Annotated in this window: 22 protein-coding genes; 16 read left to right on the top strand and 6 right to left on the bottom strand. The window is 70.0% G+C overall.

Annotation, left to right across the window (positions count from 1 at the left end):
• Positions 1–4: 4 nt before the first annotated feature.
• From EJK15_RS77875 to EJK15_RS42365, 3 genes are read right to left on the bottom strand one after another with little or no spacing between them, the layout of a single operon-like run.
• Positions 5–610, bottom strand: a complete 606-nt coding sequence (locus EJK15_RS77875; RefSeq protein ID WP_420847130.1) for a LysR substrate-binding domain-containing protein — start codon at positions 608–610, stop codon at positions 5–7.
• Between the two features lie 59 nt (positions 611–669).
• Positions 670–1590 (bottom strand): NAD-dependent epimerase/dehydratase family protein, encoded by a 921-nt coding sequence (locus tag EJK15_RS42370; RefSeq protein WP_138716119.1) that lies wholly within the window; start codon positions 1588–1590, stop codon positions 670–672.
• Positions 1587–2180, bottom strand: coding sequence for a dihydrofolate reductase family protein (locus EJK15_RS42365; protein WP_138716118.1), 594 nt, complete (start codon positions 2178–2180; stop codon positions 1587–1589). Before EJK15_RS42365 ends, EJK15_RS42370 begins: the two co-directional genes overlap by 4 nt.
• A gap of 91 nt (positions 2181–2271) precedes the next feature.
• Between EJK15_RS42365 and EJK15_RS42360 the strand changes: the two genes are divergently transcribed.
• Complete coding sequence (locus EJK15_RS42360) at positions 2272–2724, top strand: winged helix-turn-helix transcriptional regulator (RefSeq protein WP_138716117.1); 453 nt, start codon at positions 2272–2274, stop codon at positions 2722–2724.
• Positions 2725–2957: 233 nt separating this feature from the next.
• Entirely contained in the window at positions 2958–3749 is a 792-nt protein-coding gene (locus EJK15_RS42355) for a TetR/AcrR family transcriptional regulator (RefSeq protein WP_138716116.1), read from the top strand.
• Positions 3750–3923: 174 nt separating this feature from the next.
• Here EJK15_RS42355 and EJK15_RS42350 read toward each other — a convergent pair whose 3' ends face one another.
• Together EJK15_RS42350 and EJK15_RS75180 are read right to left on the bottom strand one after the other, a co-directional pair.
• Entirely contained in the window at positions 3924–6746 is a 2823-nt protein-coding gene (locus EJK15_RS42350) for an FAD-binding and (Fe-S)-binding domain-containing protein (protein ID WP_138716115.1), read from the bottom strand.
• Positions 6747–6756: 10 nt separating this feature from the next.
• On the bottom strand, positions 6757–7113 hold the full coding sequence (locus tag EJK15_RS75180; protein ID WP_240777568.1) for a helix-turn-helix domain-containing protein: 357 nt from the start codon (positions 7111–7113) through the stop codon (positions 6757–6759).
• A gap of 27 nt (positions 7114–7140) precedes the next feature.
• On the opposite strand from EJK15_RS75180, the gene EJK15_RS71335 reads away from it, so the two are divergent.
• Genes EJK15_RS71335 through EJK15_RS42340 form a run of 3 tightly spaced genes read left to right on the top strand, consistent with a single transcriptional unit; the run spans position 7141 to position 8530 of the window.
• Entirely contained in the window at positions 7141–7512 is a 372-nt protein-coding gene (locus tag EJK15_RS71335) for a hypothetical protein (RefSeq protein ID WP_171074854.1), read from the top strand.
• The gene (locus EJK15_RS71330; RefSeq protein WP_171074853.1) at positions 7509–7646 is read left to right on the top strand and encodes a hypothetical protein; all 138 of its coding nucleotides are present in this window, start codon (positions 7509–7511) and stop codon (positions 7644–7646) included. The genes EJK15_RS71335 and EJK15_RS71330 overlap by 4 nt, the downstream gene beginning before the upstream one ends.
• Entirely contained in the window at positions 7643–8530 is an 888-nt protein-coding gene (locus tag EJK15_RS42340; protein WP_171074852.1) for an acetamidase/formamidase family protein, read from the top strand. Before EJK15_RS71330 ends, EJK15_RS42340 begins: the two co-directional genes overlap by 4 nt.
• 162 nt (positions 8531–8692) lie before the next feature.
• Here the strand turns inward: EJK15_RS42340 and EJK15_RS42335 are convergent, their stop codons facing one another.
• Positions 8693–9196, bottom strand: a complete 504-nt coding sequence (locus EJK15_RS42335; protein WP_138716113.1) for an inorganic diphosphatase — start codon at positions 9194–9196, stop codon at positions 8693–8695.
• Positions 9197–9957: 761 nt separating this feature from the next.
• Here EJK15_RS42335 and EJK15_RS42330 point away from each other — a divergent pair.
• From EJK15_RS42330 to EJK15_RS42280, 11 genes are all read left to right on the top strand, one after another.
• Positions 9958–11256, top strand: coding sequence for an extracellular solute-binding protein (locus EJK15_RS42330; RefSeq protein ID WP_138716112.1), 1299 nt, complete (start codon positions 9958–9960; stop codon positions 11254–11256).
• 7 nt (positions 11257–11263) lie between these two features.
• Positions 11264–12178 (top strand): carbohydrate ABC transporter permease, encoded by a 915-nt coding sequence (locus EJK15_RS42325; protein WP_138716111.1) that lies wholly within the window; start codon positions 11264–11266, stop codon positions 12176–12178.
• Complete coding sequence (locus EJK15_RS42320; RefSeq protein ID WP_138716110.1) at positions 12175–13056, top strand: carbohydrate ABC transporter permease; 882 nt, start codon at positions 12175–12177, stop codon at positions 13054–13056. The genes EJK15_RS42325 and EJK15_RS42320 overlap by 4 nt, the downstream gene beginning before the upstream one ends.
• Before the next feature lie 18 nt (positions 13057–13074).
• Complete coding sequence (locus tag EJK15_RS42315) at positions 13075–14460, top strand: carboxylesterase family protein (protein WP_138716109.1); 1386 nt, start codon at positions 13075–13077, stop codon at positions 14458–14460.
• Between the two features lie 8 nt (positions 14461–14468).
• Positions 14469–15599: an ROK family transcriptional regulator gene (locus tag EJK15_RS42310; RefSeq protein WP_171074856.1), complete on the top strand. Its 1131-nt coding sequence runs from the start codon at positions 14469–14471 to the stop codon at positions 15597–15599.
• Positions 15600–15661: 62 nt separating this feature from the next.
• Positions 15662–17206: a GMC oxidoreductase gene (locus EJK15_RS42305; RefSeq protein WP_138716107.1), complete on the top strand. Its 1545-nt coding sequence runs from the start codon at positions 15662–15664 to the stop codon at positions 17204–17206.
• Positions 17203–17811 (top strand): tRNA-specific adenosine deaminase, encoded by a 609-nt coding sequence (locus EJK15_RS42300; protein ID WP_138716106.1) that lies wholly within the window; start codon positions 17203–17205, stop codon positions 17809–17811. Before EJK15_RS42305 ends, EJK15_RS42300 begins: the two co-directional genes overlap by 4 nt.
• Positions 17808–18752, top strand: a complete 945-nt coding sequence (locus tag EJK15_RS42295) for a sugar phosphate isomerase/epimerase family protein (RefSeq protein ID WP_138716105.1) — start codon at positions 17808–17810, stop codon at positions 18750–18752. The genes EJK15_RS42300 and EJK15_RS42295 overlap by 4 nt, the downstream gene beginning before the upstream one ends.
• A gap of 124 nt (positions 18753–18876) precedes the next feature.
• A complete protein-coding gene (locus tag EJK15_RS42290; protein ID WP_138716104.1) occupies positions 18877–19935 on the top strand; it encodes an isopenicillin N synthase family dioxygenase in 1059 nt (352 codons plus the stop codon).
• 160 nt (positions 19936–20095) lie between these two features.
• Entirely contained in the window at positions 20096–20518 is a 423-nt protein-coding gene (locus EJK15_RS42285; protein WP_138716103.1) for a hypothetical protein, read from the top strand.
• 207 nt (positions 20519–20725) lie between these two features.
• Complete coding sequence (locus EJK15_RS42280; RefSeq protein ID WP_138716102.1) at positions 20726–21550, top strand: ABC transporter ATP-binding protein; 825 nt, start codon at positions 20726–20728, stop codon at positions 21548–21550.
• Positions 21551–21562 lie beyond the last annotated feature (12 nt).

Here is a 21562-nt window from a genome sequence, read left to right as displayed (position 1 = left end):
AACGTCAGATGGGAATAAGAGACAGGGACAGCGTCCGGCGGGCCAGGCACCCCAGGCGCCCCGCCCACCGGCGGGGCGTACAGGGCCTGTACGCGATCCTCACCACCGGACCGGCTTCCACCGCGTCACAGCCACCCCCGTACTCCCCCTCGGAGGGTACGGAGACGGCCCGCCACGCGCCACGCCCGCCCGGAATGCCGGAAATCCTCAGGCAAACACAGAGAATCGCAGACGCTTGGAGTTCATGGTGTCGACGGGCCGGTTCCATGGGTTCGCGCTGGGGCAGCGGCGCAAGGCCGCGATTCGGTATGTATGATCGCAGGCGAAGTGGAGGGGAGTACTCCTTCGCGGTCGCGTCGTCATCACGGACCCGCCTCGGGGCCCGGCGCGGTCGGTCCGCGACGCCGCGGGCGGAGAAGACCTCCGACGGACGTACCAACGCCAAGTCGGAGGAGCGCTCATGCGCACGTTGTGGTGCACCTGGGGCACGTCCGAGGTGCGCAAGCGCGATGTCCACCTCGCCGTGCACGATGGCCTCCTCCAGCTGCAGCGGATCGCCCTCGTGCAGCACCACCGTGACCCCGGGGTGCAGCCGCCGGAACTGCTGCATCAGCGGCGCCAGCAGCACGGCGCTCAGCCCCGGGTAGCCGCCCACCGTGACGGGGCGTTCTAGCGGAGGTTGTCGGCGCGCCACGCGACGTAGTCGGCGACCGCCGCGGCGATGTCGAAGGCCGGCGTGAAGCCGGTGTCGTGGGTGAGCCGGGTGATGTCGAGGTAGGGGTCGTCGCCGGGGCCGTCCTGCCGTCCGGGCAGCAGGTCGAGCCGCAGGCCGGGGATGATCGCCTGCAGGGCGTCGGCGAGCTGGCGGTTGGTGAACGGCCGGCCGCTGGAGACGTTGTAGGTGGTGTGCCGCAGGGTTTGCGCGGTCGTCAGCAGGGCGATCGCGCGCCCGGCGTCGGGTGCGTAGCAGCGGTCACCGCCGTCGTCGGCGTACAGCGGCCGCGGCTGCTCACCGCGGAGCACGGCGTTGATGTACGGCGGGATGTGGTTGAACGGTGATTCCGGGTCCATCAGCGGTCCCCAGATGCTCCCGATCCGGAGCACGACCGGCTGGACACCGCTGCCCTGGAGGCTGTGCGTGGTCAGTGGCTCGACGGCCTTCTTGAAGGCGACGATCAGGTGCGGCAACTGCGCAGTGGGCAGCGCGAGCTCCTCGTGCCGGCGGGTCTCGGTCCGGCCGATGTAGACGCCGATGCTGCTGGCGACGGCGAACCTGCGCACGCCCCAGGTACGGGCGGCCTCCAGCGCGTTGAGCAGGCCGGTCGTGTCCGTGCGGAAGTAGCCGACCGGGTCGTGGTCGGGGATGGTGCCGGCGAGGTGGACGATGTCGCTGACGGCGTGACGATCGGCCAGGGCGAGGAAGGCGTCCCGGTCGGTGACGTCGAGGGGTTCCACGCTGACCCGGCCGGCGAGGAAGGAGGGGACCTCGCTGCGGCGGTGGGTGGTGACGACGACCTGGTGTCCGAGGTCGGCGAGCGCGCGGGCGGTGTGGGCGCCGATCATGCCGAGCCCGCCGGTGATGAGGATCATCGGGCCACCTGGTAGTGGAGGTGGGTGACGCCGGGGGCGGGGACGGCCTCCAGCAGCCGCAGGTGCACGTGCTCGGGCAGTTCCTGGAAGAAGGGGCGGCCGCCGCCGAGCAGGACGGGCACCTGGTGGAGGATCACCTCATCGACGAGCCCGGCCTTCAAGGCCTCGGTCGCGACGCCGCCGCCCATGAGGCCGACGTCCTTGTCGCCGGCGGCCTCGCGGGCCGCGGCGATGGCGTCCTGGATGCCGGTGGTGATGAGGGTCTGCCGTTCGCTGATCTCCGGCGCCGGCCGGTGGCTGAGGACGTGCAGCCGGGCTGTGGGGTGCGGGCTGCCGCCTCCGAAATGGTCGGAGTCGTCGTAGGTGGTGCGTCCTGCCACGATCGCGCCCACGCGTCCGGCGAGGGTGTCGAAGAGGCGGGCGCTGGGCGCGCTCAGCTTGAATCCGTCGAACACCTGGCTGGGCGTGTCGCCGTTGAAGTACCAGTCGAACAGCATCGTTCCGTCGCCGAGTCCGCGCCCGGCGCCCGGGTCGCGTCCGGTGATGTATCCGTCGACCGATACCGCGTGGGCGCTGATGACCTTGCTCATCTTGCGACTCCCTTCTTGAGTTCCTTCAAGAGACTTCATGACCGTAGCATCCAGAGTTCCTTGAGGGAACTCCATTTGCTAGACTGATCTCATGCAACGCACCAAGTTCGGGGAGATGGCCTGCTCCATCGCGCGCACCCTCGACGTGATCGGAGAGCCCTGGTCGCCGCTGATCCTGCGGGACGTGTGGGTCGGCATGAGTCGGTTCGAGCAGATCCAGGCCGACCTCGGGATCTCGCGCAAGGTGCTGACCGAGCGGCTCAACCACCTCGTCGACCAGGGCGTGCTCGAGCGCCGTCCCTACGACAATCGGCCGCGCTACGAGTACCACCTGACGGCCAAGGGCGCCGAGCTGGTCGACCTGATCATGGCCATGACCAGCTGGGGCGACAGGTGGCTCGCGGGCGAGGCCGGGCCGCCCGTGCTCTACCGCCACCACGCGTGCGGCGAGATCAGCCGTGCCGACCTGCGCTGCGCCCACTGCGGCGAGCCGATGCACGCCGGCGACGTCGACCTGCTGCCGGGCCCAGGCGCAGCCGCGTGACCGAGTCGGCGTGATCAGGGTGCCCTCCCTCGCCACACAGGATGCCCTCCTGTCGCCATAGCCGGATCACGGACGACGTGGCGGCAGGCCCTGGCCGCCCCACACATCTCCCGAGCAGGCGCCGCAGCAGCATCCCCGCGCGGTACGAACCACTCACTTTTAGCCTCCCCGTAGTGATCAACAAGAATTAGTGTAAGGCATGAACAGTTTCTGTGTCGATGGGATGATGCACTGTGGCTGAGGACAAGGAACAGGCGCAACTACCACCCGGCACAGCACTGGCCTGGGGGCTCACCCCGGCCACGCGACGGCGCGGCCCCAAACCGGCCTACAGCGTCGAGCAGATCGTCGAGGTCGCCGTCGAGGTCGCCGACACCGACGGCTTCGCCGGACTGTCCATGCCCAAGATCGCCGGCCGCCTGGGCATCACCGCCAACGCCCTCTACCGCTATGTCCAGTCCAAAGAGGAACTGCTCGTGCTGCTCGCCGAAGCCGGCTGGGGCCCGCCCCCGCAAGCCGTACGACAGGCCGCGAACTGGCGGGCCGCCGCCACCGAGTGGACCCGCGCCATGATCGACCGTTACCGGGTCCACCCATGGCTGCTCGACCTGCCCGTCAACGCGGCCCCTATGACACCCCACCTGGTCGGCTGGCTCGAGGTCTTCATGGACGGCATGACCGGCTCCGGCCTGAACGATCGCGACACACTAGGCTGCGCGCTGCTCCTCGACGGCTACGCGCGCAGCACCGCACGCCTGGCCCGCAACCTCCACGAATCCGCAGAAACCGCGGCGATGACCTCGGCCATCGGCTTCCTGCAGTCACTCCTCAGAGAGCGCGGCTTTCCCAGAACAGCCGCACTGATGGCGAACACCGACTACATCGAAGACGAACTGCCCCCCAGCGACGTCGAGTTCGGCCTGGACCGGATCCTGGCCGGCATCGAGGCCTTGATCGCCGACCGGAACACCGAGACACACCGCTCCGCCGACGCCACCGGCACCGCCGTCACGCATGAGGAATAGGCAGCTACCGATCCCGCAGATCAGGACGAGTGCGGTGAGCAACGAACTCGCGCCAATGCAACGGATGCGGACGGCTCTCCATAGCCGCGAAGCCCACACGCCGGGCCTCGACGTCCGCTGTATCTTCCCCCGCCTCCTGATCAGTGGTCCCCATGGGCCGGCGCGGCCCGCTCGTCAGGCCGTGGTCTGGTCGAGGAGCTCCAGCAGATGGTGGTAGGTCCTGCCGGTGGCCCGGGTCATCCCGATCTCGCAGGTCCGGTTGACCGAGGCGTGGGCCGTACAGCCGCCGCGTTCCACCGCGGCGGCTTCCGCCCGGGTCGCCGACGCGCTGAGCTCCGGATGCAGCAGGCCGCGGTCGCCTGCGAAGGCGCAGCACTGCCAGTCCTCGGGGACGACGACCTTCTCGGCGACCGCCTCGGCGATCCGGCTGATCGCCGCGTCGAGCCCGAGTCTGGTGGCGGAGCAGGTCGGATGCAGGGCCACGGAAGGGAGCCGCTTGCCGGCGGGCAGGCGTGGCAGGATGTGCTCGGAGACGAAGGTCACGGCGTCCAGCACCCGGACGGCGGGGTCGGCGGCGGTCAGCTTGTGGAACCCTTCGGTGCAGGAGGCGGCGTCGCTGACCACCGGGATCCGGCCACCGTCCGAGGCGGCGACGAGTGCCGCCGTCACCTTGCGGCGCATGACCTCGTAGCCGTCCGTCAGTCCCTTCGACGACCACGGAGTGCCGCAGCACAGGTTCTCGATCCCCTTCGGGACGTGCAGGCGCAGGCCCGCCCGCTCGGTGAGCCGCAGCAGCGCGTCCATGACCCCGGGCCCGCCGTCCGCGGGCGCGAACATCGTGTTGAGGCAGGACGGCACATAGACGGCGTCGGCCGACGGATCGGGCGCGGCGCGGCGGACTCTGCCGCCGCGGGGCAGGTCACGGCTCCACTGAGCGACGTTCTCGTGGCCGGCCAGCGCACGAGCGGCCCGGGTGGCGTTCTCCACGAGCCCGGCGGGCGGCAGCACGGCGGCGTCCAAGGCCAGGCTCATCGTCCTGGTCGCCAGGCCCCAGCGACCGGCGGCGGCCTTCCAGCCGGTTCGCGCCGCGCGTCCCTGGTTCTCGGCGCGCAGCCGCTTCGTCAGGTCACCGGTGTTGATCAGCACGGGGCAGGCGGTGGCGCACATCCCGTCGACCGCGCAGGTCTCGACGGCGTCGTAGCCGTACTCCTCGCTCAGCTGACCGGCGAGCGCGTGATCTCCGGCCGCCTCGGCGGCCGCGATCTCCCGGCGCAGGACGATGCGCTGGCGCGGTGTGGTGGTGAGGTCGCGGCTGGGACAGACCGGTTCGCAATAGCCGCATTCGACGCAGCGGTCCACTTCGGGTTCGACGGTGACGACGGTCTTGAGATCACGCAGGTGCGCCTTGGGGTCGTCGGTCAGCACGACACCGCGGTTGAGGGTGTTCGCCGGGTCGCACAGCCGCTTGATCTCGCGCATGACGGCGAAGAGCTCGTCGCCGTACTGCCGCCGGACGAAGGGGGCCATCACCCGGCCGGTGCCGTGCTCGGCCTTGAGGGTGCCGCCGCGGCCCAGGACGGCCTCGACGAGATCCTCGGTGAAGTCGGCGTAGCGGGCCAGGTCTCCCGCGGCTCCGAAGTTCCCGTTGAGCATGAAGTGCAGGTTGCCGTCCTTGGCGTGCCCGAAGATCACGCTGCGTTCGTAGCCGTGCCGGGAGAACAGCTCCGTCAGGGCGTCGCACAAATCGGCGAGCGCGGGCACGGGCACGGCGACGTCTTCCAGCAGGGCGGTCGTGCCGCTCGGCCGCGCGCCCGCGACCGAGGCGTACAGGCCCTTGCGGATGTGCCAGAGCGCGCCCCGGCCCAGCGTGTCCCTGCTCAGCCGGACCGGCGCGGCCAGGTCCAGGCCCGCGAAGGCCCGCTCGGCGTCCCGCTCCCGCCGGGCCAGCGACTCGGGATCCGGCTCCTGCCACTCCACCAGCAGCGCGGCGTGGCCGTCCACGGGCAGGGTGCGCAGGACGTCGTTCGCGCCGGGATCGCCCTGCGCCACCCGCAGCGATTCGGCGTCGAGCAACTCCACGGCGGCGGGACCGGCGGTGAGGAGCTCGGGCATGGCCGCCATGGCCTGGCGCAACGTGGGGAAGACGACCAGCCCGGTCGCGGCGAGGCGGTGCGCGGGAACCGTTCGCAGGACCGCCTCGGCGACGAAGCCGAGGGTGCCCTCGCTGCCGATGACGAGGTGGGCGAGGATCTGGGCGGGCGAGTCGTGGTCGAGGAAACTGTTGAGCCCGTACCCCATGGTGTTCTTCAGGGCGAATTGTGCCCTGATCCGGCGTACGGACTCGGCGTTGTCCCGGATGCGGTCGCGCAGCCGCAGGAGTCCCTCCGCCAGGGCGGGTTCGCGGGCACGCAGAAGGGCGTCGGCGTCGCCGGCGCCGGTGTCCACGACGGTCCCGCTCGGCAGCACGAGGACCAGCGACTCCAGCGTCTGATAGGCGTTGGCGTGGGTGCCGCAGGTCATGCCGCTGGAGTTGTTGGCAATGACACCGCCGAGGGTGCACGCCGACTCGCTGGCCGGGTCCGGGCCGAGCTTACGGCCGTAGGCGGCCAGGCGCGCGTTGACCTGCCGGAGCACGGCGCCCGGCTGGACCCGCACCCGGGCGCCGTCGTCGAGCACCTCGATGCTCCGGAAGTGCCGGCGGACGTCGGCGAGCAGATTCCGGCCGACCCCCTGCCCGCTCAGGCTGGTGCCGCCGGACCGGAAGGTCAGCTCCAGGTCGTGGGCGGCGCAGGCCCGCATCAGATCGGCGACCTGCCCGGCGTCCTGGGGGACGAGGACGGCCTGCGGGATCAGCAGGTAGTGCGAGGCGTCGTGCGCCATGCCGAGGCGGTCGCTCGCTCGCGCCCTGGTGATCCCCGGCACGGCCGCCTCGACCGCCGCCAGCACGGCGGGGTCGGCCGGTTCCAGCCGCTGGGGGCCGGAGGGGGCGAGGCTCATGTGGTCCGCCCTACCGAGGGGCCAGCGTGTTGGGCGACTTGGTGAACAGGATCGGCTCGTCGGGTACGGCCTGGCCGGTCTCGGCCGCGTGGTCGCTGTGGTTCAGCCCGATGCACAGGATCTGGTGGGGGCGGGCGATGGGGGCGCCGATGCGCTCGCCGGCGAATCCGGCCTGGCGCAGTGACGTCAGGGCGCGGTGGATCGTCGGCTTAGGACTGGCCACGGCTCGCGCCATGTCTTCCAGGCCGATCCCGTCGGGGTGGCGGGCCAGCTCGGCCAGGACGGCCAGCACCCGGGCCGAACCCACGAGCCTCGACTCGGAATCCTCCCCTGCGCCGGCGACGGGACCTGGAAGCAGCTCACTCACATTCCGTATGGTAGAGGGCGCTGGGACGTGCCGGTGTTCGCCGCCGGGCTTGGCGGGACGGAGTCGCACCAGTTCGCGCTGCCGGCCCACCGTTACGGCGGCGGGCAGCGCGCGGCGCACCGGGTGCGCGCCGCCAACCTGCTCGCCTCCGGGATCGGGCTGCCCATGGCTCCGGTGGCCGGCGACATGAACGGCCTGCGGCTCGGCACCCCGGAGATCACCCGCCTTGGCATGCGGGAGCACGACATGCCCGCGCTGGCCGCGTTCCTCGCCCGCGCCCTGGACCCGGCCGGCGAGCCCGCCACGGACCTCGCCGCGCTCGCGGCCGAGCTCACCGCCTGGCGCGCACCGTTCACCGGCGTGCACTTCACCGCCCACCCCACCCCTGGAGCAGCATGAACGTCGAACCGCTGTCCCGCTTCAGCGACCGCTACCTGAACGTGCCGCGCCTCACCTGCCGGGTCGGAGTGCCCCTCGCGGCCCAGCCGGAGATCGGGCACAACCGCTGGCATCCCGAGATCCCGCCGCGGTGACGGTGGATCCGGGCGACGAGGTGATCCTGGAGTCGGCCGCGTACGACGACTACCAGATCCACGACTACGGCAGTCTGGACGAGCTGCGCCGCGTCGACCTGTCCCGCATGCATCCGCTGACCGGCCCGGTCCATGTGAACGGCGCGCGGCCCGGCGACGTGCTGGTGGCCGAGGTGCTGGGCGTCGAGCCGCTGAGCGGCGTCGCCTTCTCCAACATCCTGCCCGGCACGCCGGGCCTGCTCGGCGAGGTCTTCCCCGACGGTTACCGTTCGACCTGGTACGCCCGCGGCGGCATCGCCGAGTCGCCGCAGGTGCCTGGCGTCCGGATCCCCGCCCAGCCACACGTGGGGACCATCGGCGTCGCCCCGTCCTTTGAGTTGATGCGACGGTGGCACGAGCGGGAGCGCCCGTTGTACGCCGACGGCCGCGCCTTCGCCCCCGACCCGCGCAACGCGCTGCTGCGCGGCCTGGGCGAGGAGGCCGCGCGGGTGGCGGCGCGCACCCAGCCGCCTCGGGAGAACGGCGGGAACATGGACATCAACAAGCTCGGCCCGGGCTCGAAGGTCTACTTCCCGGTCTTCGTGGCGGGCGGTCTGCTGTCACTCGGCGACCACCATTTGTCGGCTGGCGACGGCGAGTGCAGCTTCAACGCCATGGAGATGGACGGCCGGACGTGGCTGCGCCTGCGTGTGATCGAGGACGGCATGGCCCGCCACCGGATCACCACCCCCGTCGTCCGGCCGGCGCCGATCGTCGCCCAGTTCGGCGCGGACCGGTATCTGGGGTTCAACGGCTTCTGCTTCGACGGCGACGAGCAGGGCATCGACCCGGCCACCGACGACCAGGAGCGCAATCCGGGCGACCCTTTTCGCGGTGGTGCCTGAGGACAGGCTGATGGACCTCTTGGACTGCGTGCACCAAAATGCGAACCAGCTTTATCCAACGCTGCCCATCGAGCTCCCCCGATTCGGTCCGCGACATCCGGACGTCACTCTTGACGAGGCGGATACCGGCATCGGCCGGCACGGCGGCGAAGGCGGCGGTAGTCATAGACCGCCTTGCCGGGCGGGACCTCGTGCGGCCTGGCGGGCGGCGCGCTTGATCACGTCCTCTGCATGGGCGCGTGATTCCCAGCCACGGGTGTCGGTGCTTTTGCCCGGCTCGAGGTCCCTGTAGACGTCGAAGAAGTGACCGATCTCGCCGAGTACGTGGACATCCACATCCAGAAGATCCTCGATGTGGGCGTAGCGGCTATCGTTGGCGGGCACGCAGAGAATCTTCGCGTCGGGTCCGTGCTCGTCATGCATCCAGAACACCGCCACCGGACGCACTCCGATCACGCATCCGGGAAAGGTCGGCACCTCTCCCAGCACCAGCGCATCCAGCGGATCGTCGTCCTCGGCCAGTGTCCCGGGCACGAACCCGTAGTCGTAGGGATAGGCGGTGGCGGTGAACAGCAGCCGGTCAAGCCTGATCCGCTGTTTGACCTGGTCCATCTCGTACTTGTTGCGCGATCCCCGCGGTGTCTCCACGATCACATCGAAGCGCATCACAACCTCCTGTCCCGCAGCTCCCGGCTGGCCACATCCTCAGCAGCGCTGCATGCAGGTCGACCTACCCCCGATAGGGCGCAGGCGTACGATGGCGTAACCGCACGCGGGCAGGTGCGGGGCGGTATGCCGCCCAGACGGCGGTTCCCGCGTCGAGGAGCGCCGGCAGCTCATCCACCTTGTTCTCGGGTACGTCGACCAGTTCGCTCCAGGCGTCCGCGGACAGCCGTTGCCGTACCCATGCCAGAGCAGCCGGTAGGGCGATCAAAACGTTGCTCGCTCGGCTGGAACATCGCGCACACAGGGCATTCCCCCTCATCACGAGGACAGGACCCATGGGCCGGTGCGGCGGAGCCGCCACTCTGTGGAAGCGGCCTCGGTGGGCTCCACCACCGAGTGCTTCCATGATATGCCGCACGCGGCAGCCGGTCAGACTCTCCCCGATGTGGCGGGCGCGCTGTGGGTACGGGCACGAGGCAGGCAGGTGCTGACAGCGCGACGAGCAGGGCGAGATCGGAGCTGAGCCGCCCCACGACGACCAGGCCGGCGAGCATACGACGGCCACTACAGATCGTGACGAATCGATTTTGCTACAAGTTCCGAAATTGTTCCGTGACAGGTCAGCCGCACAGCCGAAACGCGCCTTACATACCGTCCCTATCGACTGCATAGGCGCCATCGGATCCATTTGATCAAAAAAGCTACTTTCGCCGAAAATCCCCCCACTGTGATCAGCGCCTTCATGTGACAGGAGCCCCCCAGTGTCCAACCTCTCCCGACGCCGTGCCCTACGGCTGACCGCCGGCATAGCTCTCACCTGCACCCTTTCCCTGGCGGGCTGTGGGCGCAGTGATGACACTGCCGCCACAGGCACCGCCAAGGCCATTGACGAGTCCCCTGCCACCGGCACCGTCAACGTCTGGGCCGCCCAGGGCGATGCCGACGTGCTCGACAAGGTCATCGAGCCCTTCAAGGCCGCGAACCCTGACGTCACCGTGAAGTTCACGCTGATCCCGAACGCCGAGTACTCCACCAAGCTCCAGGCGGCGATCGCGGCGGGCAAGGGACCCGATGTCGCCCAGCTCTTCCCCGAGTCCCAGGCGCAGTTCCTCGATCCGTCGATCCTTCAGCCCGTTCCGGACGGCCTCGTCGACCCGGCCGGTTTCTTCAAGAGCCTCTGGGACGCGGGCGTGGTCAAGGGCGTCGCCTACACGGTGCCCTGGTACGCCTACACCTATGCGCTCGTCTACCGCTCCGACCTGGCGAAGAAGGCGGGTGTCAAGGCGCCGGCCACGTGGGACGACATGGTGCCGTTCCTCAAGGCGCTCCAGGGCGCCGGCGCCGGACACGGCCTCGGGGCCGACATCGGCTGGGACATCTTCAACGGCCAGGACGTCGCGATGTACGCCTGGCAGGCGGGCGGCTCACTGCTCTCCGCCGACGGCAAGTGGACGCTCGACACGCCGGCGATGGTCGACGCGCTGAAGTTCAACGCGTCGTTCTTCACCTCGGGCGTCGCCGACACCAGCGGGCCCACGTTCCTCGACGCGCAGCCGTACTTCGTCGCCGGCAAGACCGCCGGCATGATCACGGGCCCGTGGGTCGTCGGTCAGCTCGACACCGCCGCGAAGAAGACCGGCTGGACGGCGTCTCACGTCGCGACCGCACCGCTGCCGGCCGGGCCGTCGGGCAGCGTCTCCTTCTCCGCGGGCGGCAGTTGGGGCGTGCTCGCCACCAGCGGCAACGCGACCGCGTCGTGGAAGCTCATCCGCTACATCTCGCAGCCGAGCACCCAGGTCGCGCAGTACAAGGCGTACAGTTCGCTGCCGGCCGTCGTGTCCGCCTGGGACGACCCGGCCATCAAGGGACAGCCGCTCCTTGGCGCCTTCTTGACCCAGCTGACGAACACCCGAGCGTTTCCGCAGGTGAGCACCTGGCAGCAGGTCGCGACCCGGCTGGGGAAGGCGATGGAAGAGGTGGCCAAGGGCAAGGAGACCGCCGAAAAGGCCGCCGCGAGCGTCCAGGCGTACGCCGACAGCATCGGCACGGGTACGGGGTGATCTCCGGATGACCAGCACCGTCGCGGCGCCGCGCACGGCGCGTCGATCCCGGGACTCCCGTCGAACGGCTGTCGCCTGGCTGTTCCTCGCACCGTTCACCCTCGTGTTCCTGCTCTACACGGCGATTCCCACGGTCGCCGCGCTCGGGTTCAGCCTCACCGACCTGCGGGGCACGGATCTGCGCAATCCGTTCGCCGTCGACTTCACCGGCCTGGAGAACTACCTCCGCCTGTTCCAGGACGAAAGCTTCCTGCGGGACATCCTCAACACCGCCCTGTTCGTGGCGGTCGGTGTGCCGCTGACCATGGCGATCGGATTCGCACTGGCCTTCGCGCTCAACGTAGGCATCCGGCGCCTGCGCGGCACGTTCCGCGTCGTCTTCTTCGCACCGGTCGTCACGAACATCGTGGCGGTCGCACTGATCTGGCAGTACGCCTTCAACGCCGACGGCACCGTCAACAAGGTGCTCGGCGCCGTCGGCTTCGCCGGGCCGAACTGGCTGGACGACCCGAACCTGGCCATGCCCGTGGTCATCCTGCTCGGCGTCTGGCGCAACTTCGGCACCGCGATGGTGCTGTTCCTCGCCGGTCTGCAGGCGGTTCCGCAGGACGTGTACGAAGCCGCCTCCATCGACGGGGCCGGCCGGTGGCGGCAGCTGAGGCACATCACCCTGCCGCTGCTGCTGCCCACCACGCTCGTGGTGTCGGTGCTGCTGACCGTGTTCTACCTCCAGGTGTTCGACGAGCCGTACCTGCTGACGAACGGCGGCCCGCTGGGCTCCACGGAATCGGTGGCGCTGTACACCTACCACCAGTTCGGGGCCGGCGAGTTCGGGATGTCCTCGGCCGCGTCCTGCGTGATGCTCGTGCTCGTGATGCTGGTGAGCATCGTCCAGTTCCGGCTGCTGAGGCCCCGCGCATGACCACGGTCGCCACGGTGCGGGACACCGAAATGATCGACGGCCGGATCGCCGTGCGCCGCCGGTCCGTCACCCCACCCCTGCTGTACGGCGCGCTGGTGCTGTGCGCGCTGCTCACCATGCTTCCGTTCGTCTGGGTGATCAGCGGCTCGCTGCGCAGCCTCGACGAGATCCGCTCCGACCCCGGTGCCTGGCTTCCGCAGCACGTCACCCTCGGCAATTTCACCCGGCTGTTCGCCACCGAGGGCTTCGGCGGGTTCATGGCCAACAGCATCGTGGTCGCGATCATCGTGGTCGCCGGCAACGTCGTGGCGGCGTCCGCCGCCGGCTACGCGCTCGCCAAGCTCGACTTCGCGGGCAAGCGGGTCGCGTTCGGCGCCGTCATGGCCGGCATGATGATGCCATTTGCCGCGGTGTTCGTCACGCAGTTCGTGATCACTGTCGACCTGGGTCTGGCGGACACCCTCGCCGGTATCGCCCTGCCCAGCGTGGCGATGCCGATGTCGGTCTTCATCATGCGGCAGTACGCGATGTCGATCCCCGACGAACTGCTCGAAGCGGCCCGCATCGACGGCGCCGGCGAGTTCCGGATCTTCTTCCGGATCTTCCTGCCGTTGGCCGGCCCCGCCGTCGCGACGATCACGATCATGTCGTTCCTCACCTCGTGGAACAACTTCATCTGGCCGCTCATCGTCGCTCAGAGCATGTCCAGTTACACGCTCCCGGTGGGTCTCGCCGCCACCAGTCAGGCCGCGTCGCACGTCACCGACTACGGACTGCAGCTCGCGGGTGCGATCGTCGTGATGCTGCCCGTGCTGGTGCTCTTCCTGTTCCTGCAGCGCTACTTCGTTCAGGGCATCGCCGGAACGGGAATGCGGTGACCGGTGTTGGATGATCGGATGGACTCACTCGACACCCCCGGCGAGCCGGTCACCGTTCATGCTCCTGCGGGCACGATCATCGGCCGTCGCACCGGCCGGGGGCGGCGCTTCCTCGGCATCCCCTACGCCGAAGCACCCACCGGCGCCAGGCGGTTCGCCCCGCCGGTCCGACGTGGCCGGCTCCCGGAGCCGTTCGACGCCTCCCGGCACGGCGCCACCTCGCAGCGCGTGCCGCTGTACGCCACGACGACCATACCGGAGCCCTCGATACCGGGCGACGACGTGCTGAACCTCGGCATCGTCACCCCGGACGCGGACGACGACCGCATGCCCTTCCCCGTCCTGGTGTGGATCCACGGCGGCGGTTACCTGGCCGGGAGCCCCGCCAGCCCGTGGTACGACGGCCGCGCCTTCGCCCGCGACGATGTCGTCTGCGTCACCGTCGGCTACCGGCTGGGCGTCGACGGATTCGCCCCGCTGGACGGCGTCCTCCCGAACCTCGGGCTGCGCGACCTGCTGCTCGCCCTGGACTGGGTACAGGAGAACATCGCCGCTTTCGGCGGCGATCCGGACCGGGTCACCGTCGCCGGCCAGTCGGCCGGGGGCGCGGCGGTGCTCGCACTCGTCTCCTCACCCGCGGGCGGCGGCCGCTTCCACCGCGCGGTCAGCCTGTCCGGCGCCATCCTCGACGTGGGCACGCACGCCGCACGCGACCTCCTCGAACGGCTCGGGCACAGGCTCGGCGTGCCCCCGACACGCACCGGATTCGGCAGCCGCACCGTCGAGCAGATCCAGCAGGCTGTCATCGACCTGCGGACCGAGCGAGGCGGCGACGACAGGCTCGTGCTCGTACCGTGCGTCGGCGACGACATCCTGCCGGTGCCCATCGCCGACGGGCTCACCGTCCAGGGGCACGACGTCCCTGTGCTGCTCGGCGCGACGGGCGACGAGTTCGACGGCGGCCTCGCGCCGGAGGCCCGAGGCGCCGCGCGCATGGCGGGCACCCGCGTGACGGACACCCTGTTCCGCTCCGCCTGCGCGCGCACGGCGGCCGCCCGCCGCCAAGCCCCCGCCGGCACCTGGCTGTACTCCTTCGAATGGCCCTCCCCCGTGCTCGGCGGCGCCGCGCACTGCGTCGACATCCCGTTCTTCTTCGATGTGCTCGACGCACCCGGCGTCCCCCAGGCGCTCGGACCGAACCCGCCCGCCGAACTGGCCACGCTGATGCATGCCGATCTGGCCGGGTTCGTGCACGGCCAGGAGCCGGCCTGGGCGCGGGCGACCGGCACGCTCGGCGATCCGGCGCGCGAATACGGCCGGCCCGGAGCGGCGCTCACGGCCGACACCACGGGCGTGTTCGACCCCGTGACACGGGCGATGACCCAGGCGGCGGAGAGGTGCTGATGCCCGGGATGAACCAGAGCGCCGTCCGGCGCGTCAACACCTCGGTCGCCCTCCGGGCACTCGCCGTGTCGGCCGGGCCGATGACGCTGGCCGCACTCGCCGAGCGGACCGGCCTGTCCCGCCGCACCATCGAGCTCATCCTGGACTCGCTCGTGGAGGCGGGCTGGGTGACCGAGCTGGACCGCGTGCCGACCAGTGGCAACGCCGGGCGCCCCGCCCGCCGCTACGAGCTACGGGCCGAACACGCGTTGCTGGCGGCCGTCTGCATCACCACCTCGGACGTGTCCGCGGTCATCGCCGATGTGCGCGGCCGCATCCTCGGCCGGGCGCACCGGCTGCTGCGCGCCTACCAGGATCCGCAGGTCACGCTCGACGACGCGGCGGCGCTGGTGCTGGAGGCGCTCGACGACGCGGGCGGGTCGACGGACCGGCTGCGCGCCGGTGCGGTCGCCAGCGGTGGCGCGATCGACGACCACGGCGTCGTACGGCGTCTGGTGCACACGACGCATTGGGAAGGCGTGCACCTGCCCGGAGAACTCAAGCGACGGATCCGGGTGCCCTGGTTCGCGGACAACGACACCAACCTCGGTGCGCTCGCGGAGCGCTGGCGGGGCGTGGCCGGAGACCACGACGACGTCGTATGGGCGATCCTCGGGAACCGGACGGGCCTCGGCATCCTCATCCGCGGAGCCGTGCACCGCGGCCTGGACGGCGCCGCGGGTGAGATCGTCGAAGCGCGGTCGATACCGACCGGCGCGATCGAGAACCGCCCGGTGGCCTGGCTGACCTCACCGGAACCGGCCGAACGGAGCATCGCGCTCGGCCGCTTCGCCGCGGCCCGGGCCGGTGACACGACCGCGCTCGCGGAGGTCGGCGAATTCGTGGACAACATCGCGTCGATCCTCACCACCTTGTCGTGGACCATCGCGCCGTCGCTCATCGTGCTCGGCGGCGGCCTGGAGGACGCCGCCGATGTGCTGCTGCCCCGGGTGCGCGCGGCGTTGCGCGACGCTCGCACCCCCGCGGTCGAGTTGCGTGCCACCGGCCTGGGCCGCGACGCCGCGCTCATCGGCGCCGTCAAGCTGGCCCTCGACCGTATGGACACCGAACTGTTCGGCCCACTCACCCCGCGCGCATGATCGGGCACCGAGCATCCGCGCCTGCCCATCAGCACCCGTGGCACAAGACATGGAGTCTCACTGTGACCGACACCTCCCGCACCGATGTCCTCATCGTGGGCAGTGGCATCATGGGATCTGTCGTGGCCCGGCTGCTGCGAGAGGCCGATCCGGCGCTGGACATCACGATGGTCGACGGCGGCAACGCGATCGGCGAGGCCCCCGGCCTGCACTTGCACGACCTCGACGACCCGGTCCTCTGGTCGCGCTACAACGAACAGGTCGCCACCGGCATCCAGGGCATGTACACGGGCGCCGAAGTGGTGCGCGAGGTCGCCGGCAGCCTCAGCGACCTGACGCCCGGCATGGTCCACGCGCTCGCCTTGGGCGAGGACGCCGAGGCGATGCCGGCGACCGCGCTCGCGTGGAACGCGGGCGGCATGGGCGTGCACTGGACCGCCGCGACGCCGTGGCCCGCCGGAGACGAGGTGTTCGACGCCGGCGACCCGGACCGCTGGGCGGAGGACCTGGACACCGCCCGCCGGTTGCTCGCGGTCACGCCGTCCGCGATCGGCCCGACCGAGGTCGGCCGGATGGTGCTCGACGTCCTGCGCCGGCGCTTCGACGGCGTCGGACCGGGCGATCGGCGACCGCAGCCGATGCCCATGGCCGTCACCGCGACGGCATCGGGTCCCATGCCGCGCACGGCCCCAGGGAAGATCTTTCCCGCGATCGCGACAGGCGGGGACCCGGGATTCACCCTGATGATCGGCACGCTGGCCACGACGCTCCTCGTCTCCGACGGCCGGGTCGCCGGGGCCCGGCTGCGCCGCATCGCCGACGGAGCCGAGTGGGAACTCCTGGCGGACGCCGTGGTGGTGTGCGCCGACGCGTTGCGCACCCCGCAGTTGCTGTTCGCCTCGGGCATCCGGCCGGCGGCGCTGGGCCGCTACCTCAACGAGCACGCGTTCATCACCGCCCGGGTGCTCCTCGACCTCGACCGGTTCGGCATCGGCCTCGACGCCCTGCCCCTGCCGCGTCCCGGCGAGTTCTGCACGGACTCGCTCTGGCTGCCCCAGAACGGAGCGGCACAGCCGTTCCACGGCCAGATCATGAACCGCACGTACGTGGACGAAGACGGCAACCCCCTCGCGCACTCCGTGGGCCTGTCGCTGTACGCCCCCGTCGAGTCACGCCCCGAGAACCGGCTCGTGTTCTCGGAAGCCCAGACCGACCTCGCCGGAATGCCGCGGATCACCGTCGAGTTCGGCTACTCCGACGCCGACCGCACGATGATCGGCCGCGCGCTCGACGAAGTCCGGTCGATCGCCGAGGAGTTCGGCTCGTTCGATCCCGCGACCGAGCGTGCGCTGCTGCCGCCCGGCTCGTCGCTGCACCAGACCGGCACCGTCCGGTCCGGCCTGGCCGACGACGGCACCAGCGTGTGCGACCCTGACGGCCGGGTGTGGGGCTTCGACAACCTGTACCTCGCCGGCAACGGTGTGATCCCCACCGCGATGGCCGCCAATGTCACCCTGACCGGCGCGGTGACCGCCGTACGGGCCGCCCGCGCCGTCACCGAACGACACGCGGCGCCCGCCGCGCACCGAGAGGAAGCACGATCGTGATCGACATCGCCAAGGAATACCGCGTGGCGCTGCCCGCGTGGATCGACGACGAACTGGCCACCGTGCCCGCCCTGATCCCCGACCGCCACGACCGGATGCGCCTCGTGCACCGCCTCGCCGACCGCAACTGGCGCCAGGGCAACGGCGGCCCGTTCGCCGCACTCGTCGCCGAGCGGGACTCCGGCCGGATCGTCTCGGTCGGCGTGAACGTCGTGCTCGCCTCCGGCATCTCCAGCGCGCACGCCGAGGTCGTCGCGCTCGGACTCGCCCAGAAGGCGGCCGGCGGCTGGGATCTCGGCGGCGACGGGTTGCCCGCACACGAACTGGTCGTGAACTGGCGTCCGTGCATTCAGTGTTACGGCGCGGCCATGTGGTCCGGGATACGCGGCCTCGTGGTCGCCGGCGAGGGCCCGGAACTGGAGGAGATCACCACGTTCGACGAGGGCCCGCTCGGCGCGGACTGGGCCGGGCAGTTCGAAGCACGCGGCATCCAGGTCACCCGGGACGTGCTGCGAGACGAGGCGCTCGCCGTGTTCCGCAACTACCGCAAGGCCGTCGACGCCGGCGGCATCACCGTCTACAACGCCCGCGGAGGTGCCGAATGACGCCGGACGACACTACCGAACCTCGCTTCGCCACCGACATCATCACCTTCTATCACCCGAAATTCTGGGGACTCGACTCCGCCGACGCCTTCCGCGACTGGGCCGTCAAAAACCCTGACCGTTTCTGGGAGCGAGTGCTGGACGCGGTGGCCGAGGCCGGGGTCAGCGGCATCGAGCTGACCTTCGCGCCCGGCGACATCGACTCGGCCCTGCGGGCCTTCGGCGACGCACCGTCGTTCCGCCGCGAACTCCAGGCCCGAGGCCTGTCCGTCGTGAGCGCCTTCATCGCCGCGAGCGCATCACCCGACTGGCGGCACAGCGAGAACCTGCCCGCGATCGTCGCCGATGCCGAGCGACACGCTGCCTTCCTCGCCGACGTGGGCGCGGAACTCCTCGTCGCCGGACTGCCCATGCGGACGACGTTCGGGACGCGCCCGCCCTTCTTCGTCGACGCCGCGTACATGACCCGGATGGCCGACATCGCCCACGTGGTCGGCGAGGCCGTCGCTCAGCACGGCGTCAAGCTCGCCTTCCACACGGAGTCCAACAGCACCCTCTGGTACGAGAGGGACATCGACCTGTTCATGGCGTTGACCGATCCCCGCTACGTGTGGCTGTGCCCCGACTCCTGCCACATCGCGCTCGGGGGAGGCGACCCCGTCGCCGTCGCGCGCCGCCACGCCCAGCGCATCGCGCTGGCGCACTGGAAGGACGCGGTCAAGCCCATCGACGTCGAACTCACCATCGACGAAACGGTCTTCGCTCAGCAGCAGCCCTACATGACCGAACTGGGCACGGGCATCGTGGACTGGCGAGCGTGGGCCGACGCGATGTCCCGCACGCCCGGCGCCGACATCGTGCTCATCGAGCTGGACGAGGCGGCTGATCCCGTCGCCGCGCTCCGGGCGGGGACGGCCGTCGTGCGGGAAGCCCGGGCATGATCGACTTCGCCGCCCGCATCGAGATGATGTTCCTGGGCACGCGGCGCCGGGCCACTCCACGGCTTCATGCCAACCATGTTCCAGCGCCTCGCACTCACCTCCGAGGCCGGCCGAAAGGATTCCCATGTCCTCACGAGCGCCTGAGAACTTCACCGTCCCGGCGGTCGACATATCCCCCTACGTGAAGGGAGGGCCGGAGGCGGAACGCCGCAGGGTCGCACAGGAGATCGACGATGCCTGCTCCAGCGTGGGCTTCATCCAGATCCTGGGCCACGCGATCCCGGACTCGGCGATCGCCGGCCTGGCCTCGGCGATGGACGCCTTCTTCGCCCTGCCCCTTGAGGCAAAGAGGACCTACTGCGTCACGGGCGCCAACCGCGGCTACAGCCCGCCCAAGAGCGAGTCCCTGAGCCTGAGCCTCGGCGTCGAGTCGGCCAGCCGCATGAACGACTTCTTCGAGGCCTTCAACGTCGGCGTGGAGGCTCGCTCCTTCACCTCGCCGGACCTGTCCGAGGAGGACTACGGGATCAACGTGTGGCCCGAGACCGCCGGCTTCACCGAGGCCGTCCAGGCCTACTTCGACCACGCCGGCCGGGTCGCACGCACGCTTACCCGGGTCTTCGCCGACGCCCTCCGCCTGGATCCCGAGTTCTTCGCCCGGCTCACCGACCACTCCATCGACGTGCTGCGCATGAACAACTACGCCCTGCCGGAAGGAACGATCACCCTCGACGGCGACCTCATCGGGATGGGGCAGCACACCGACTTCGGGATCGTCACCGTCCTGTGGGCCGACCAGGTCGCAGGCCTCCAGGTCCTCGGCCGGGACGAACGCTGGCACGATGTCGCGCCGGCCGACGGCGCCCTGCTGGTCAACCTCGGCGACCTCACGGCCCGGCTCACCAACGACCGATGGATGTCGACCCTGCACCGCGTCAAGCCCTCCATCGTGGACGGCACGATCAAGCGCCGCCGCTCAGCCGCCTTCTTCCACGACGGCAATCCCGACGCTGTCATCGAGACGCTGGCCAGTCACCATGACGCCTCCGGGCTGGCCTACGAACCGATCACGGTCCGGGACCACATCAAGGCCAAGCTGGCCGGGTCACGGCAGGGCAAGAAGAACCTCGCCGCGGTACGCGAAGCCGCACGCGTCCTGGCCGCCGCGAAGAAGGAACTCTGAATCGTTCGGTTCTGTCACACACTTTCGGGTGATGACGGAGCGTTGAGACGCATGAGGTCTCACCGGGGAAGCGGCCGATGACCTTGACCCGGCGGCGGGTCTCACCGAAGGTGCGCGGTCTTCGTCACACGGCTCTGCGAGGCCTGGTTACACTTCCGGGGTGACCCTGGCCGAAGAAGAAGATCCCCAGGTCTGGCACCGAATCCGTCCCGATTCGACGGAACGGCGGATGCTGGAGTGCCTCAGCGCGAGGTTTGCCGTCCAGCTTCGTCCGCGGACGCTCCTGCTGCCGGACGGGAGCCGGGTGGAGGTCGAGGGTGTCGACGCGGACAACCGCTTCCTGGTACAGCTCGTCGCCAATCAGGGGACGTACAAGTCGCATCACCGCAACAAGGTCATGGCGGACATGTTCAAGCTCGTGTGGCTCAGCCGCTCGATCCTGCCTGGCAGTCGAGCCATCCTGTGCGTGAGCGAAGCAGTGTCCCAGGCCTTCTCGGGCTGGGTGGCCACCGCCGCCCGCGACCTGGGCGTCGAAGTGCTTCTGTTCCAGGGAGACGGGGAGATTGTGCCGCTGGTCGAGTGATGACCTCCGCGGAGCCGTAACACCCTGGCAACAGAAGTGTCGAAGCTACGCAATATGGTCTCCTTAGCGTCCTAGCTACTCGGATTTCCGCGGTGCAGATACGAACTCGCGCCGCACGCTCTCCGGCGTTCGAAGTGGTGTCAGTGGTTGGGAGAGCGTCATGGTTCCTGGTATGCCTTTTTGCCGTCCCGAGTGCCAGGTCGTCGCATGAGCGCGGCAGCGATCGAGGTGCGCGGCGCCCGCCGGGTCTACGGTTTCGGAGCTTCGGCGATGGTGGCGCTCGACGACGTCGGCCTGTCCATCGAGCCCGGCCGGTTCGTCAGCATCATCGGCCCCAGCGGCTGCGGGAAATCCACGCTTCTCCGCTTGGTCGCCGGGCTGGAGCCGGCCGACCGCGGTGAGGTCAGCATCTACGGGGTCAGCCCGGAAGAAGCCTGCGCGGCGAAAATGGTGGGGCTCGTGCCCCAGACACCGGCCCTCCTGCCATGGCTGTCGGTGCTGAAGAACGTCACGCTCCCCCACAAGGTCAACCGGGCTGCCGACCGGCGGCGGTCGGCCATCGGCCAGGCGACGCATCGCGCCACTCCGACGTGCCCCGATATGACAGAGCTTCTGAGCAAGGCGGGCCTCGCCGAAGCCTCACACAAGCTGCCGGGCCAGCTCTCGGGTGGCATGCAGCAACGGACTGCCATTGTCCGGGCTTTCGGCCTGCGGCCCGACGTTCTCCTGATGGATGAGCCCTTCTCGGCGCTCGACGAGTTCACCCGCGAGAGCCTGCAGGAACAGCTGCTCGATCTTTGGGACGAGCTGAAGACGACCGTCGTCTTCGTGACCCACTCGGTCAGCGAAGCGGTCCGGCTCTCCGACATGATCGTCGTCATGGCGCCGAAGCCCGGCCGCATCACCGACGTCGTCACCGTCGATCTGCCCAGGCCACGAGGGCGTGACCTGCTCAAGACGCCCGAGTTCCACCGATTCGAGGATCTGATTCGAGACAAGCTGCGTGCCGCCTGGCACACGCACGTCGCGTGACGGGAGGAATAC

It is taken from the genome of Nonomuraea basaltis (assembly GCF_005893125.1).
GTDB lineage: Bacteria > Actinomycetota > Actinomycetes > Streptosporangiales > Streptosporangiaceae > Nonomuraea > Nonomuraea basaltis.
The sequence above is the reverse complement of the archived record's forward strand: the minus strand, read 5'-3'. Positions and strand labels throughout refer to the sequence as shown.

Excerpts from the sequence above, each read along its gene's own strand:
- EJK15_RS77875 (WP_420847130.1), bottom strand. The coding sequence starts at position 610 with ATGCAGCAGTTCCGGCGGCTGCACCCCGGGGTCACGGTGGTGCTGCAC.
- EJK15_RS42370 (WP_138716119.1), bottom strand. The coding sequence starts at position 1,590 with ATGATCCTCATCACCGGCGGGCTCGGCATGATCGGCGCCCACACCGCC.
- EJK15_RS42365 (WP_138716118.1), bottom strand. The coding sequence starts at position 2,180 with ATGAGCAAGGTCATCAGCGCCCACGCGGTATCGGTCGACGGATACATC.
- EJK15_RS42360 (WP_138716117.1), top strand. The coding sequence starts at position 2,272 with ATGCAACGCACCAAGTTCGGGGAGATGGCCTGCTCCATCGCGCGCACC.
- EJK15_RS42350 (WP_138716115.1), bottom strand. The coding sequence starts at position 6,746 with ATGAGCCTCGCCCCCTCCGGCCCCCAGCGGCTGGAACCGGCCGACCCC.
- EJK15_RS71330 (WP_171074853.1), top strand. The coding sequence starts at position 7,509 with ATGAACGTCGAACCGCTGTCCCGCTTCAGCGACCGCTACCTGAACGTG.
- EJK15_RS42335 (WP_138716113.1), bottom strand. The coding sequence starts at position 9,196 with ATGCGCTTCGATGTGATCGTGGAGACACCGCGGGGATCGCGCAACAAG.
- EJK15_RS42325 (WP_138716111.1), top strand. The coding sequence starts at position 11,264 with ATGACCAGCACCGTCGCGGCGCCGCGCACGGCGCGTCGATCCCGGGAC.
- EJK15_RS42320 (WP_138716110.1), top strand. The coding sequence starts at position 12,175 with ATGACCACGGTCGCCACGGTGCGGGACACCGAAATGATCGACGGCCGG.
- EJK15_RS42315 (WP_138716109.1), top strand. The coding sequence starts at position 13,075 with ATGGACTCACTCGACACCCCCGGCGAGCCGGTCACCGTTCATGCTCCT.
- EJK15_RS42310 (WP_171074856.1), top strand. The coding sequence starts at position 14,469 with ATGAACCAGAGCGCCGTCCGGCGCGTCAACACCTCGGTCGCCCTCCGG.
- EJK15_RS42295 (WP_138716105.1), top strand. The coding sequence starts at position 17,808 with ATGACGCCGGACGACACTACCGAACCTCGCTTCGCCACCGACATCATC.
- EJK15_RS42290 (WP_138716104.1), top strand. The coding sequence starts at position 18,877 with ATGTCCTCACGAGCGCCTGAGAACTTCACCGTCCCGGCGGTCGACATA.
- EJK15_RS42280 (WP_138716102.1), top strand. The coding sequence starts at position 20,726 with ATGAGCGCGGCAGCGATCGAGGTGCGCGGCGCCCGCCGGGTCTACGGT.